A 13,742-nucleotide genomic window follows, 5' to 3' on the forward strand; every position below is an offset into this window, starting at 1 on the left:
ACAAATCAACAAATTGTTTTTGTAAAATCAAATTAATTTTTAATTAAGTAATCCTTTTTTCAAAATTTGTCCGAATTCATACATATCTTCATAATTACAATAGAATGGTGCCGGTGCTAATCGAATAACATTTGGTTCACGCCAATCGGTAATTACTCCATTTTTCATTAAATACTCAAACAAACTTCTGCCTTGACCATGAAGAAATACTGAAAGTTGACAACCGCGCTCTTCTTGTTTATTGGGCGTAATAATTTCGAATTCTGTCCCATCAATTTCGTTATCAATTTCATGAAGAATGAATTCTAAATATGCTGTTAATTGATTTCTTTTTTTTATAAGTTTTTCCATTCCTACTTCAGCAAATATCTCTATTGACGCTAAATAAGGTGCCAAAGAAAGTATTGGTAAATTACTTACCTGCCATCCATCTGCTCCTATAATTGGATCAAATCCTGCCTCCATTTTGAAGCGGTGTTCCTTATTTTGAGCCCACCATCCACCAAAACGAGCTAACTCTTTATTGGTATGATGCTTTTCGTGAATAAAGCAACCGGAAGCATTTCCTGGTCCTGAATTCATATATTTATAACTGCACCATGCTGCAAAATCTATATCCCAATCATGTAGTTGTAATTCGATATTACCAGCAGCATGGGCCAAGTCAAAACCAACCATGGCTCCTGCTTTGTGTCCAGCTTCGGTGATTGCTTTCATATCAAAAACTTGTCCAGTATAATAATTTACACCTCCTATTAAAACTAATGCTAACTCATCACCCACTTCGTTAATTTTAGCAATAATATCTTCTAATCGAATATTGTGTTCGCCTTCTCTTCTTTTGATTTCTACAATAGTATTTTCAGCTTTGTAACCATGAAAATTGACTTGGGTTTGAAACATATATTGATCAGAAGGAAAGGCCTTTTCTTCACAAATGATTTTATAACGCTTTGCTGTAGGGCGATAGAAAGAAACCATTAGCAAATGTAAATTAACGGTTAGCGTATTCATTACCGTTATTTCAGATGGCTTTGCTCCTACTATTTTGCTCAACGGATTAGCAAAACGTTCATGGTAATCCCACCATGGTTTCTCGGCATAAAAGTGCCCTTCGACAGCTAAATTTGCCCAATCGTTCATGACATCATCGACATATTTTTTTGCACTTTTGGGTTGTAATCCTAGAGAGTTTCCAGTAAAATAAATAACGTTTTTACCATTGTGTTGCGGAAAAATAAACTTGTCTCTATAGTTTTTTATTTCGTCATTTGAATCGAGTTGTTGTGCAAATTCGCGAGTATTTTTGAAGGTCATTGTTTGTTTCGTTTGAATTGTAAAAGTAGAAAAAAGAGCAAAGTGGAATGAAGAAAGAAGAAAGAAATTTAGTTATAATTTATAAGGATAAAAAAATCCCAATCTATTTATTTAAACTAGACTGGGATTTATAGTAAGAATTTGAACCAAGTTCAAATTAAATAATTAGCATGGCATCACCATACGAATAAAATCGGTATTTTTCTTTGATGGCCTCTTCGTAGGCTTTTTTCATTAAATCATGACCACAAAAAGCTGAAATCATCATTAACAAAGTTGATTTTGGTGTGTGAAAATTAGTAACCATACAATCAGCAATACTGAAATCATAAGGAGGAAAAATAAATTTATTGGTCCAACCTGTATAAGGATTTAACTTTCTTGCCGATGAAACTGAACTTTCAATAGCACGCATAGAAGTGGTTCCAATACAACATATTTTCCCTTTTCTTTCTTTGGCACTATTTACTATATCACAAGCTTCTTGAGAAATAATCAACTCTTCTGAGTCCATTTTGTGTTTCGACAAATCTTCTACTTCAACAGGATTAAAAGTCCCTAAACCAACGTGCAGTGTAACTTCTGCAAAATTCACCCCTTTTATTTCCAATCTTTTTAAAAGATGTTTTGAGAAGTGTAAACCCGCTGTTGGTGCTGCTACTGCTCCTTCTTCTTTAGCATAAATAGTTTGATAACGTTCCGCATCTTCTTCGGTTACTTCACGGTTGATGTATTTTGGAATTGGTGTTTCGCCTAGTTCCGTTAATTTTTTTCTAAACTCATTATAGGAACCATCATAAAGGAAACGCAAAGTTCTACCACGAGATGTTGTATTATCTATAACCTCAGCTACTAATGAATCGTCTTCACCAAAATATAATTTGTTTCCAATTCTAATTTTTCGAGCTGGATCAACCAAAACATCCCAAAGACGTTGTTCTGCATTTAGTTCTCTTAATAAAAAAACTTCAATACGTGCACCGGTTTTTTCTTTGTTTCCATACATACGAGCAGGGAAAACTTTGGTATTATTCAAAATCATTACATCGCCATCATCAAAATATTCAATAATGTCTTTGAATAATTTATGTTCAATGGTTTTGGTTTTTCTGTTTACGACCATCAATCTTGACTCGTCTCTGTTTTCTGATGGAAATTCAGCTAATAATTCGGTTGGTAAATTGAATTGGAAATGAGATAATTTCATAAATATAATTTAGGATTTAAGATTTAGAATTTAGGATTTTACATCTAAATTTAAATCGTGTGCAAATATACTATCCTAAGATAGCGAATGTCAAGTGTTTTGATGTTTATTTTTATAAAAGATTCTGAGGTACTGAGTTGCTTAGGCTGTTTGATTTTGCTAAAGTTTGTAAATATTAAATCCGATTCTTTTCAAATCTTCCCAAAAAGTCGGATAAGATTTTGAAACTACTTCTGCTTCCTCAATGATGATGGATGTTTTAAGTGCCAAAGGCGCAAAAGCCATCGCCATTCGATGGTCTTGATAAGTTTTTATGCTACAGTTTGGATTGATGTGGTTTGATGGTTTCAAAGTTAGACTATTATAGGTAACAGAAACTAGTGCACCTAATTTGGAAAGCTCTGTTTTTAATGCTTCTAGCCTATCGGTTTCTTTTATTTTGAGTGTATGTAAACCTGTTAAATGACACCCAATCCCTAATCCGAAGCAATTTACTGCTATGGTTTGTGCTATGTCGGGAGAATTGTTTAATTGATAATGGATAATTGATAATTGATAATTATTAGTTTTTTTTAGAATAATTAAATTGGTTTCGAAAATTGTTTCCACACCGAAATTTTTATAGATCTCAGCTAAAGCACTATCGCCTTGTAAACTGTTTTTTTTATAACTAGAAAGTGTTATTTCAGTTCCAATTTCAGATAAAGCTATTATGGAATAGAAATAGGATGCAGAGGACCAATCGGATTCAATAATTATTGCTTTTGGATTTTGGATTGTAGATTTTGGATTTATTATTATTTTATTTCCAACAAAATATGTTTCAATACCTATTTCATTAAGCAGTTCCAAAGTCATTTTGATATAAGGAATAGAAGTAATTTTTCCCTCTAGTGTCAATTCTAATCCATTTTTAAGTTTTGGAGCGATTAAAAGTAATGCTGAAATATATTGACTACTAACATTGGCAGGAAGTGCAACTTTGTTTTGTGTTAGTTTCTTTCCTTTTATTTTTATCGGTGGAAAACCTTCGTTAGATTCATAGCTAATTTCCGCTCCCAGTTGGCGCAAAGCCTCTACTAAAATTTTAATGGGTCTTTCGTGCATTCGAGAGGAACCGGTTAAAACCACTTCTCTATTTTCTTGTATGGCAAAATAGGCTGTTAAAAACCGCATTGCAGTTCCTGCATGGTGAATGTCTATAAGTTGTGGGTTATGAGTTTTGGGTTGCGAGTTTTGCAATGCTTGTATCATGACTTCTGAATCATCCGAATTTGAGGTGTTTTTCAGAGTTAAGTTTGGATATAAAGCTTGCAATAAAAGCAATCGGTTGGTTTCGGATTTACTTCCCGTGATTGAAATTTCGAGTTTCGAGTCATGAGTTTCGAGCTTTGCAATATGTTTTAAAAGTAGATCCATTTTTAGTTATTTCACAGAGAGCCACAAAGGAGCACAAATATACACTGAGAAACTTCCAACTCCCAGCCTCCATCTCCCAACTTATTTAAGTTTTTGATTGTTATGATGCCTATCATGGTCACGATTAGTCTTCAAATCCATTTTCTTATCAAAGGCGGCTTGCAAGTCTATTCCAGTTTGATTGGCTAAACACAATACCACAAAAACTACATCGGCTAGTTCTTCGCCAAGGTCTTTGTTTTTATCACTTTCTTTTTCGGATTGTTCTCCATAGCGACGAGCAATAATACGGGCAACTTCGCCTACTTCTTCGGTGAGTTGGGCCATATTGGTCAATTCATTGAAATAACGAACACCATGGTTTTTAATCCAATTGTCTACTTCTAGTTGGGAATTTTTTAGGTTCATTTTATTGTTTTTTATTTCTATTGGCAAAATAAACATTGATTTTAGGTAATATAAAAGTATCAAAAAGTCCCATAAAAGTTCCAAAAAACAAACCTTGTTCAGTTGCAACCTTTAAATTGTGATCGGTATACATTAATACTCCAAAAAGCAATCCGTAAATTATAAAACCAGTTATGAAAGTGATAAGTTTTTGTTTCATTTTATTGCTTATTTTTTGTGTCAATAATTATGGTTACGGGTCCGTCATTCACAAGCGCTACTTTCATATCGGCACCAAATTGACCTGTTTGGACTTTTTTACCTAATTCATTTTCTAATTTTTGAACGAAGTTTTCATACAATGGAATGGCAATTTCGGGTTTGGCAGCTTTGATATACGAGGGGCGATTGCCTTTTTTTGTTAAGGCATGCAATGTGAATTGACTCACCACTATTATTTCTCCTTGAATTTCATTGATTGAAAGATTCATCACTTGGTTTTCGTCTGCAAATATTCTCAGGTTGGCTATTTTAGTAGTCAACCAATTGATATCTTCTTGGTTATCGGCATCTTCAATTCCAATCAAAACCAGTAGTCCCTTTTGGATTTCAGCCACGACTTTAGAATCAATGATAACTGAGGCGGAAGAAACTCTTTGGATAACTATTTTCATTCTTGATTTAGGAATTAGGATTTTTATATTTAGGATTTCAAAACTGAACACTCAATAGTGAACACTGAATACTATTTCCTCGTTTCATCACTGACAATTCGGTCGTCATTATAAACATCAGATCGATAATGCTCATCATCGCCTTCGAGTATTTTAAGGTAACTGTTATAACGTGACCAAGCAATTTTATCAGCTTCGAGAGCCGCTTTCACAGCACAATTTGGTTCTTCTTTGTGGAGACAATTGTTGAATTTGCATTGCTCTTTCAATTTGAAAAACTCAGGAAAATAACCGCTAATTTCTTCTTTCTCCATATCTACAATCCCAAAACCTTTTATTCCAGGTGTGTCAATAATTTTGGCATCAAATGACAAGTCATACATTTCAGCAAACGTAGTGGTGTGTTGCCCTTGTTTGCTTTGTTCGGAAATATGTTTGGTTTTCAAATTCAAACTTGACTCTAAAGCATTGACCAAAGTCGATTTTCCCACACCAGAATGCCCTGAGAACATACTTACTTTTCCTAGCATCATGTCTTTTAGTTGGTCTAATCCTTTTTGTTCTTTGGCGGAAACGCGCAAACATTTATATCCTATTTGGGAATAGACATATTGTAAAAACAACTGTTCATCTACCATTGCTTCATCAAATGTGTCTATCTTATTAAAAACTAAAACAGCTTCAATGCCATAGGCTTCGGCAGTAACAAGAAACCTATCTATAAAACTAGTAGTGGTTGGTGGATTATTGATGGTAATTAAAAGAAAAACTATATCAATATTGGAAGCGATTATATGTGTTTGTTTGGACAGATTGACTGATTTTCGAACGATGTAATTTTTTCTGTCATGAATGTTATGAATTTGCCCAATGGTTTCATCGGTAGTATTATCTAATTCAAAATCTACGACATCGCCAACAGCAATTGGATTGGTGCTTTTGATGCCTTGCATCCGGAACTTTCCTTTGATGCGGCATTCAAAAACCTTACCATCACGGGTTTTCACCGAGTAAGAACTTCCGGTAGATTTATAAACTAGTCCAGTCAAATTAATTTCGAGTTATGAATTACTAATTACAAAGGTAAAAAAATGCAACTATAATTGACTTATTTTATCCATTTATGATTTTTTCCTGATGACTAATACTTTCTTGGTGAATGGCTTTAAAAAGTTTTAGAATAAATTCTTCGCTCAGTCCTTTTTCTTCGCCATCGAGAATCATTTTTCCTAGGATTTCATTCCATCTTTTGTTTTGTAAAACGGCAACATTTTTTTCTTTCTTCAAAGCACCAATTTGTTCCGCCACTTTCATTCTATTGCCTAAAATCTCTAATATTTTACTATCTGCTATATCAATATTAGCTCGAAGTTTAATCATTTTAGTATTATAATCATCTTCTTCAATCGTCATTTTCTTTACTCGTAAATCTTCGAAAATTTGTTTTAAAACTATTGGAGTAACTTGCTGTTCGGCATCACTCCAGGCATTGTCTGGGTCGATATGTGTTTCTATGATTAGTCCGTCATAATTTAAATCTAGGGCTTGCTGTGATACTTCTTGTATCATATTGCGATTTCCTGTAATATGTGATGGATCACAAATCAAAGGCAAATCAGGGAAACGACTTTGTAACTCGATGGCGATTTGCCATTCGGGAATGTTCCTGTATTTGGTTTTTTCATAAGTTGAAAATCCTCTGTGGATTACGCCTAGTTTTTTTATTCCCGCATTATACAATCTTTCTACGCCCCCAATCCATAAAGCCAAATCAGGATTAACGGGATTTTTGACTAAAACAATTTTGTCTGTATTTTGCAAAGCATCAGCAATTTCTTGAACAGCAAATGGATTTACGGTAGTTCTGGCACCAATCCACAACACATCAATATCGTGTTCTAAAGCTAATTTCACATGAGCAGCATTAGCTACTTCTGTTGCCATTAGCAAACCCGTTTCGGCTTTTGCTTTTTGCAACCATTTTAATCCTATGGCACCAACCCCTTCAAATCCTCCCGGACGCGTTCGAGGTTTCCAAATCCCAGCACGAAAAATAGAAACATCTGAATCTTTTAATTCGTGTGCAATTTTTAATACTTGGTCTTCGGTTTCGGCACTACATGGTCCAGCAATAACTAATGGATGTATTAGTTTAAAATCATCCAACCATTTTCTATTTTCTATTGTTATGTTCATAGCTTTTTTATCTTTTGTAAAATTAATTTCTTTTCTATTAAAATCTATTTATTGCTTCTTGTATTTTGGCTTCGGTAACACACAATGAAAATCGTATGTAACCTTCGCCATTGCTGCCAAATATAGTTCCTGGTGTTATAAAAATATGTTTTTCAATCAATACTTCGTCAATGAATTTTTCTGATGATGAAATGCCTTTTGGTAATTTTGCCCAAACAAATAATCCCACACTGTTCTTGTCAAAACTACAGTGTAATTTTTCGGCTAGTTCAAAAATTAAATTTCTTCTTTTTGCATAAATATCGTTCTGACTTTTGAACCATGTTTTACCTAGTTTCAATGCTTCTATGGCTCCTTTTTGAATTCCATAAAACATGCCACTATCCATATTACTTTTAACTTTTAAAACAGCTTCGAGTAAAGTTGCATTTCCTAACACCATGCCTACACGCCAACCAGCCATATTAAACGTTTTTGACAATGAATTTAATTCCAAAGCCACCTCTTTTGCTCCATCAACTTTCAATATCGAAAGTGGTTTCTCGTTCAAAACAAAAGAATAAGGATTGTCATTTACAATCAAAATATGATGTTTTTTGCCAAAAGCAATAAGTTTTTCAAATAACTCGAGGGTTCCATTGGCTCCAGTAGGCATATGAGGATAGGAAACCCACATTAATTTTACTTTGGATAAATCTTTTTTTTCTAATGCTTCAAAATCAGGAAACCAATTCTTTTCTGCAACCAAATCATAAGGAATAGCTTTTGCTTGTACCAACTCTGTAACCGAAGCATAAGTTGGATAACCCGGATTTGGAATTAACACTTCATCACCTTCGTTTAAAAAGGCCAATGAAATGTGCATAATTCCTTCTTTGGAACCCATCAATGGTAAAATTTCAGTATTGCAATCTAAAGTGACATTAAATTGATTTTCATAAAAACTCGCCATTCCTTGTCTAAGTTCTGGCAAACCTTGATAGCTTTGATATTCGTGTGCTTTATCTTCAAACAAGGCTTGCTGAATAGCCTCAATCACGGTAGGATGTGGAGCCAAATCTGGACTACCAATTCCCATATTTACAACTGGATTTCCTTCGGCAATTAATTGACGAACTTCTTTTAATTTTTTGGAAAAATAATACTCTTCTACTGCGTGTAATCGTTTGGCGTTTTGTATCATAGTCTTCCGTTTTTATATTCGCCCAACACTTTAAAATGTGTGGTCATTAATTCTAAAATCTTTTTGGCCTTCTCATAATGCTTGTATTTTTCAAAAACTACATCTACAAAAAATGAATATTGAAAAGGGGTTTCAATAATGGGCATCGATTGGATTTTGGTTAAGTTCAATTTACTGTTATTCATTACATTTAGTATGGTTGCCAAACTTCCTGGTGTATCATCTAATTCAAATTTTATAGATGCTTTATTGATTTCTTCTTTGGGTAATTCTTTATTTTCAGTTTTTACAATCACAAATCGAGTTTTATTACTTTGCACGGTGTGAATTCCTGCTGCCAAAATATCTAAATCATACAATTTTGCTGCAATTGGAGCTGCAACGGCACCAATCCCTTTTAGTTTTTCTTCTTGAATTCTTCTGGCAGTTTCTGCAGTATCTCCGCTTTCTACTAATTTGATATGTGGATATTGACTAAAGAAAACTGCACATTGCAACAGGGCAATAGGATGGGAATGTACTTCTTTGATTTCTTCAATTCTCTGTCCTCTCAAGGCCATCAAATTCATGTGAATATCCAAATAATGTTCGCCAATGATTTGCAAATTGTTGTTGTCAATCAGGGCGTAATTTGGAACAATAGAACCCGCAATAGAATTTTCTAATGCCATTACGCCTTTCTGTGCCTGATTTTTAACCAAGCTTTTAACTAGATCATCAAATGACATGCATTCATCTAAATCATGTTCCTGCTGGAAATATTCCTGAGCTACTTGATGGTGAAAAGAACCTTTGATTCCTTGTATTGCAATTTTTATTTCCATTTTTAAATTTGGTTTTCAAATTCAGAATTAAAAAAAAATCCCGATTTGCATCGGGATTGTATCTTTAGTTAAATGATTTCTTTTAAAAATAACTATACAACAATCCCTTTTCTTTCCAAGAAGAAATAAAAAGAATAGTTATAATAAGTAACATTTTGTAGCATAACTTTATTTGGTTGCTTGGCTAAAGTAAAAAAATAAAGTGTAGCTTTTATAGAAAATTAATAAAAAATTTACGCTATCGTTTTCGTAACATCATAAAAAGCGGATTTTTTCTTTATGCTTGGATTAATTATTACATTTGCTTCAAATAACAGACTATGTCAATAGAAGTTCAAAATATTTCTAAAAGTTATGGTGCTCAAAAAGCACTTGACAATGTTTCATTTTCCATAAAAAAGGGAGAAATTGTTGGTTTTCTTGGTCCAAATGGAGCTGGAAAATCTACATTAATGAAAATTTTGACCACTTTTATCCATGCCGATGAAGGAACTGCTGTTGTGAATGGGAATGATGTAAACGATTCCCAATTGAAAGTACAACAATCTGTTGGCTATCTACCGGAACACAATCCGTTATATTTAGATTTATACGTTCGCGAATATTTAGCTTTTAATGCAGATGTTTATAATGTAGCCAAATCACGAATTGAAGAAGTAATTCAACTCACAGGTTTATCAGTTGAAAGTCATAAAAAAATTGGACAATTATCTAAAGGATACCGTCAACGTGTTGGTTTAGCCACTGCGCTGTTACATAATCCTGATGTGTTAATATTGGATGAACCTACTACTGGTCTTGACCCAAATCAACTAGTAGAAATTAGAACTGTAATTAAAAATGTTGGCAAAGACAAAACCGTATTTCTTTCTACACACATCATGCAGGAAGTAGAAGCTATTTGTGACCGTGTTATAATTATTGACAATGGGAAAATTGTTACTGATAAAAAATTAGATAAACTGGTTTCAGAAGAAAAAGAACAAATCATTGAAGTAGAGTTTGACAAAGCAATTGATGAAACATTATTAGTTAATTTAGAGCATATCAAAACCTATAAAAATACTGCTGATAACATTTGGCTTCTCACTTTCAACACCGTAGAGGACATGCGCTCAAAAGTATTCGATTTTGCCCAAAATAATGGATTGAAAACACTTCAAATTAGTTTAAAAAGCAAAAATCTTGAACAGATTTTCAGGGAGAAAACTAAGAAATAGTAATTAGTAATAAGGTAGTAACTAATCAATTTCTTTATGGGTAAATCACATGACCAGTGAACAATACATCAAGTGGCGAATGCACTGGTGGTAAATTTTTTAAGACCAAATTTCCTGTACTATTTAAAACTCCCGTAATGCTTTGCATAGGATTTACTATCATATCATTAGACCCGCGATGGTAAATAACTATATCCTGGGCAATTAAATTTTGAGCTTCAATTCTACCATCACCAGAATAGAAATTAAAATTTGCTCTATTAACTTGTCCCGAAAGAAAAAATCGCGACACATTATTATTGTTAATTGTCAATGTTGTAGTATGTAAGTTTAGAATAAAATCTCCCGTTCCTGCACCACTTTCACCATCAGCATCGCTATCAAAGGAAATAATATTCAAATTTGGAAAAGTCAAAACATCATTGGAACTAATATTTCTGTCGGTTTTTGAATAAATTTCTTCTAAGATCGGGGTTTTAATGAATATTTTAGTTTGTCCATAATCACTAACCCAATTGCAACTCGAATTATCTTTAAAAACCAATTGGTTTCCATATTGCTTTACTTCTATGTCATTTATAAAATTTTTTCCTGCTTGAATTTCTACTTTGGTTTCAGCACTTTCTGTAATCACAACTTCAATACCGCGATACACTTTTATTTTATTAAAAGCTTCAACGGGAATATTTTTAATCGTTGTGACACCAGCACTTTCAATACATTCGATTGGTCTTTCACATGAAATGAAAACAAATACTAAAATCAAAACTAAAAACTTCTTCATTGTTTCTTTTTTATAATCTCACACCTATACCAAACTCTAATGCTTCAGCTAAAAACATATGTGTTTTAATCATAAAACTGCTAAATATTTTATCAGTTACATAATATTTTATTCCTACTCTATCATACACAGGAATATCTTTTTTAAAAGGCTGATAGACATAATATCCCACTTGTGCTTCGAGTGAAATTCTATTAATAAACAATTCATGACCTACAAAAAGACCCACACGTTTATAGTCTGTGTTGGGATCCAAGTTTGCCTCAGGATATGCTACCGAATAATATCGTATATAATCCTTAAAAGAATTAGTCAAAAACAATTCTGTTCCTAGTTGTACTGCCGATTTTCTATTTAAACGCTTATCAACATAAAATCCAATATGATAAAAAGGACGTTGACCAGATCTAATTAAAGTACTTTCGTTTATCCCAGTTCTAAAAACAAAATTATATTTCAAAGGTTCATGGAATGATTTTTTGACAAACAAAGTGTCATTAATAACTTTCTTTTCATTCTCAAAATTATAATTAAACCCAAGGTTCAAAAGGTAAGTGTTAATCCCACTATTTGGTGATTTTATTCTTCCGTTTGAATAATGTGTAAAAAACAACCCCGCATGAAAACCAATATTCCCTATCAAATTTTGATTATCATAGCTCAAACCAAGATTGGTATTATCCATAATTCTAGTGCCAAAGGCCTTGTTCTTACTATTGTTAACTTTATCATACGGATTGGTCGTAAGCGCAACACCTTGAGCCAACTTCAACTGCAAATGCCTATTCAAAAAATAAAAATTATAAAATCCTCCAGTAGCATAACAAACCCCCAGTGGCTCACTCTTAAAATCCTGATACAAAAAATACCCGCCATAATCTGGAAAATCATACACCCTTTGCCATTCCTCTTTTCCATGTGTTTTCATCACAAAACTAAATAGCAAACCCTCAGGATGACCATTTATCAACTGATGGACATCATCCCTGTGGGGTAAAATATTTCCTCTTAAAAAAGAAGCCTCAACAGCATAAGTATCTTTTTGTTGAGCCTTTATAATACTTGAAATCAATAAAATAAAACAGAAAAAATACCTCATGCTAAAATTTAAAACGCACAAATATAGTAGAATACATTAAAGATGTTTGTTGCTGACAAATTTGTATTAAATTAAAAAATACTTGAAGCTATTGCTTTGATATTCTCTGCTCTACCCATCGAATAATAATGTAACACGGGAATTCCGGCAGCAACTAGTTCTTTACTTTGGGCAATACACCATTCAATACCAATCTGTTTCACTTGGTCATTGTCTTTTGCCTTAACTACTTCCATGATTAAATCATCGGGCAATTCAATACTAAATCGATGTGGAATTAAGTTCAACTGCTTTTTAGTAGCAATAGGTTTTAGTCCGGGAATAATGGGTACTGTAATTCCAGCTGCTCTGCATTTATCTATAAAATCGAAGAACTTTTGATTGTCAAAAAACATTTGTGTAATGATATAATCAGCACCGTTTTTTATTTTTTGCTTTAAGAAATGAATATCGCTATCCAAACTTGGTGCTTCCATGTGCTTTTCAGGATAGCCAGAAACTCCAATACAAAAATTAGTACAAGCCGAGTTTGTCAAATCCTCGTCAAGGTAAATACCTTTATTCAAATTGCGAATCTGAAGAACCAAATCTGTCGCATATTCATTTCCGTCTTTTTCGGGTTTGAAGTAGGTTTCGTTTTTCAATGCATCCCCTCTTAGTGCCACTACATTGTCAATTCCTAGGAAATCTAAATCTATCAATAGGTTTTCTGTATCTTCTTTGGTAAAACCACCACAAAGAATATGGGGAATAGCATCAACATTGTACTTATTTTGAATTCCAGCACAAATCCCAACTGTTCCTGGGCGTTTTTTTACAATCTTCTTTTGTAATAATCCACTTGGTAGTTCCTTATATTCATATTCCTCACGATGATAGGTTACATCAATAAAGGGCGGATTAAATTCCATCAACGGATCAATACTGTCGAAAATAGACTGAATGTTTTGCCCTTTCAAAGGCGGAAGAATTTCAAAAGAAAACAATGGTTTTCCTTGAGCGTTTTCGATATGTTGGGTTACTTTCATAATTTTAAAGTTGCGGATTGCGAGTTACGCATTACGAGTTAACTTTGAACCCGAAACTCGTAACCCGAAACCAAATTAATCTGCTATATTCGGTGCTAACCATTTTGTTGCCATTTCTGTGGAAATTCCTCTACGTTTGGCATAATCTATTACTTGATCTTCTTTAATTTTTCCTAGTCCGAAATATTTACTTTCAGGATTGGCAAAATAATATCCCGAAACCGATGCCGCTGGCCACATTGCCATACTTTCGGTTAAGGTTACTCCTATTTCTTGTTCAACATTTAATAATTTCCAAATGGTTGGCTTTTCTAAATGATCGGGACATGCCGGATAACCTGGTGCTGGTCGAATTCCTTTGTATTCTTCATTAATCAAATCCTGATTCGACAAACTTTCATCAG

Annotated in this window: 15 protein-coding genes; 1 reads left to right on the forward strand and 14 read right to left on the reverse strand. The window is 33.4% G+C overall.

All coding sequences use genetic code 11. The features are described from left to right. Positions 1-39: 39 nt before the first annotated feature. The 10 genes from kynU to ACOYLT_RS07010 form a co-directional block, all read right to left on the reverse strand. Positions 40-1,317, reverse strand: coding sequence for a kynureninase (gene kynU, locus ACOYLT_RS06965; RefSeq protein ID WP_422853141.1), 1,278 nt, complete (start codon positions 1,315-1,317; stop codon positions 40-42). 157 nt (positions 1,318-1,474) lie between these two features. Continuing rightward, positions 1,475-2,524: a tRNA preQ1(34) S-adenosylmethionine ribosyltransferase-isomerase QueA gene (queA, locus tag ACOYLT_RS06970; RefSeq protein ID WP_422853142.1), complete on the reverse strand. Its 1,050-nt coding sequence runs from the start codon at positions 2,522-2,524 to the stop codon at positions 1,475-1,477. Between the two features lie 159 nt (positions 2,525-2,683). After that, positions 2,684-3,943, reverse strand: coding sequence for a 3-phosphoshikimate 1-carboxyvinyltransferase (gene aroA, locus ACOYLT_RS06975; RefSeq protein ID WP_422853143.1), 1,260 nt, complete (start codon positions 3,941-3,943; stop codon positions 2,684-2,686). Between the two features lie 81 nt (positions 3,944-4,024). After that, entirely contained in the window at positions 4,025-4,351 is a 327-nt protein-coding gene (locus ACOYLT_RS06980) for a nucleotide pyrophosphohydrolase (protein ID WP_422853144.1), read from the reverse strand. A 1-nt stretch (position 4,352) separates the two neighbouring features. Next, positions 4,353-4,550: a hypothetical protein gene (locus ACOYLT_RS06985; protein WP_422853145.1), complete on the reverse strand. Its 198-nt coding sequence runs from the start codon at positions 4,548-4,550 to the stop codon at positions 4,353-4,355. 1 nt (position 4,551) lies between these two features. Beyond that, positions 4,552-5,004, reverse strand: coding sequence for a D-aminoacyl-tRNA deacylase (gene dtd, locus ACOYLT_RS06990; RefSeq protein ID WP_422853146.1), 453 nt, complete (start codon positions 5,002-5,004; stop codon positions 4,552-4,554). 71 nt (positions 5,005-5,075) lie between these two features. Next, positions 5,076-6,053 (reverse strand): ribosome small subunit-dependent GTPase A, encoded by a 978-nt coding sequence (rsgA, locus tag ACOYLT_RS06995; protein ID WP_422853147.1) that lies wholly within the window; start codon positions 6,051-6,053, stop codon positions 5,076-5,078. 64 nt (positions 6,054-6,117) lie between these two features. Further along, entirely contained in the window at positions 6,118-7,200 is a 1,083-nt protein-coding gene (locus ACOYLT_RS07000; RefSeq protein ID WP_422853148.1) for a chorismate mutase, read from the reverse strand. Positions 7,201-7,237: 37 nt separating this feature from the next. Then, positions 7,238-8,383: a pyridoxal phosphate-dependent aminotransferase gene (locus ACOYLT_RS07005; RefSeq protein WP_422853149.1), complete on the reverse strand. Its 1,146-nt coding sequence runs from the start codon at positions 8,381-8,383 to the stop codon at positions 7,238-7,240. Next, entirely contained in the window at positions 8,380-9,207 is an 828-nt protein-coding gene (locus tag ACOYLT_RS07010; RefSeq protein ID WP_422853150.1) for a prephenate dehydratase, read from the reverse strand. Before ACOYLT_RS07010 ends, ACOYLT_RS07005 begins: the two co-directional genes overlap by 4 nt. Before the next feature lie 320 nt (positions 9,208-9,527). Between ACOYLT_RS07010 and gldA the strand changes: the two genes are divergently transcribed. Further along, complete coding sequence (gene gldA, locus ACOYLT_RS07015; RefSeq protein WP_422853151.1) at positions 9,528-10,427, forward strand: gliding motility-associated ABC transporter ATP-binding subunit GldA; 900 nt, start codon at positions 9,528-9,530, stop codon at positions 10,425-10,427. Between the two features lie 34 nt (positions 10,428-10,461). Here the strand turns inward: gldA and ACOYLT_RS07020 are convergent, their stop codons facing one another. The 4 genes from ACOYLT_RS07020 to ACOYLT_RS07035 all read right to left on the reverse strand — a co-directional run. After that, positions 10,462-11,211 (reverse strand): head GIN domain-containing protein, encoded by a 750-nt coding sequence (locus ACOYLT_RS07020; RefSeq protein WP_422853152.1) that lies wholly within the window; start codon positions 11,209-11,211, stop codon positions 10,462-10,464. 10 nt (positions 11,212-11,221) lie between these two features. Continuing rightward, a complete protein-coding gene (locus tag ACOYLT_RS07025; RefSeq protein ID WP_422853153.1) occupies positions 11,222-12,310 on the reverse strand; it encodes an acyloxyacyl hydrolase in 1,089 nt (362 codons plus the stop codon). Positions 12,311-12,381: 71 nt separating this feature from the next. Beyond that, a complete protein-coding gene (gene metF, locus ACOYLT_RS07030; RefSeq protein ID WP_422853154.1) occupies positions 12,382-13,338 on the reverse strand; it encodes a methylenetetrahydrofolate reductase [NAD(P)H] in 957 nt (318 codons plus the stop codon). A gap of 75 nt (positions 13,339-13,413) precedes the next feature. Then, positions 13,414-13,742: vitamin B12 dependent-methionine synthase activation domain-containing protein (locus ACOYLT_RS07035; RefSeq protein ID WP_422853155.1), on the reverse strand; the 329-nt coding region annotated here is incomplete at its 5' end.

Origin of the sequence: Flavobacterium sp., assembly GCF_049318185.1 — a bacterium.
Classification (GTDB): domain Bacteria; phylum Bacteroidota; class Bacteroidia; order Flavobacteriales; family Flavobacteriaceae; genus Flavobacterium.

What these genes read in the sequence shown, in the direction of transcription:
- dtd (WP_422853146.1), bottom strand. Translation starts at nt 5,004, where the DNA reads ATGAAAATAGTTATCCAAAGAGTTTCTTCCGCCTCAGTTATCATTGAT.
- ACOYLT_RS07025 (WP_422853153.1), bottom strand. Translation starts at nt 12,310, where the DNA reads ATGAGGTATTTTTTCTGTTTTATTTTATTGATTTCAAGTATTATAAAG.
- ACOYLT_RS07010 (WP_422853150.1), bottom strand. Translation starts at nt 9,207, where the DNA reads ATGGAAATAAAAATTGCAATACAAGGAATCAAAGGTTCTTTTCACCAT.
- queA (WP_422853142.1), bottom strand. Translation starts at nt 2,524, where the DNA reads ATGAAATTATCTCATTTCCAATTCAATTTACCAACCGAATTATTAGCT.
- ACOYLT_RS07005 (WP_422853149.1), bottom strand. Translation starts at nt 8,383, where the DNA reads ATGATACAAAACGCCAAACGATTACACGCAGTAGAAGAGTATTATTTT.
- kynU (WP_422853141.1), bottom strand. Translation starts at nt 1,317, where the DNA reads ATGACCTTCAAAAATACTCGCGAATTTGCACAACAACTCGATTCAAAT.
- ACOYLT_RS07020 (WP_422853152.1), bottom strand. Translation starts at nt 11,211, where the DNA reads ATGAAGAAGTTTTTAGTTTTGATTTTAGTATTTGTTTTCATTTCATGT.
- ACOYLT_RS07000 (WP_422853148.1), bottom strand. Translation starts at nt 7,200, where the DNA reads ATGAACATAACAATAGAAAATAGAAAATGGTTGGATGATTTTAAACTA.
- metF (WP_422853154.1), bottom strand. Translation starts at nt 13,338, where the DNA reads ATGAAAGTAACCCAACATATCGAAAACGCTCAAGGAAAACCATTGTTT.
- aroA (WP_422853143.1), bottom strand. Translation starts at nt 3,943, where the DNA reads ATGGATCTACTTTTAAAACATATTGCAAAGCTCGAAACTCATGACTCG.
- ACOYLT_RS06980 (WP_422853144.1), bottom strand. Translation starts at nt 4,351, where the DNA reads ATGAACCTAAAAAATTCCCAACTAGAAGTAGACAATTGGATTAAAAAC.
- gldA (WP_422853151.1), top strand. Translation starts at nt 9,528, where the DNA reads ATGTCAATAGAAGTTCAAAATATTTCTAAAAGTTATGGTGCTCAAAAA.
- ACOYLT_RS06985 (WP_422853145.1), bottom strand. Translation starts at nt 4,550, where the DNA reads ATGAAACAAAAACTTATCACTTTCATAACTGGTTTTATAATTTACGGA.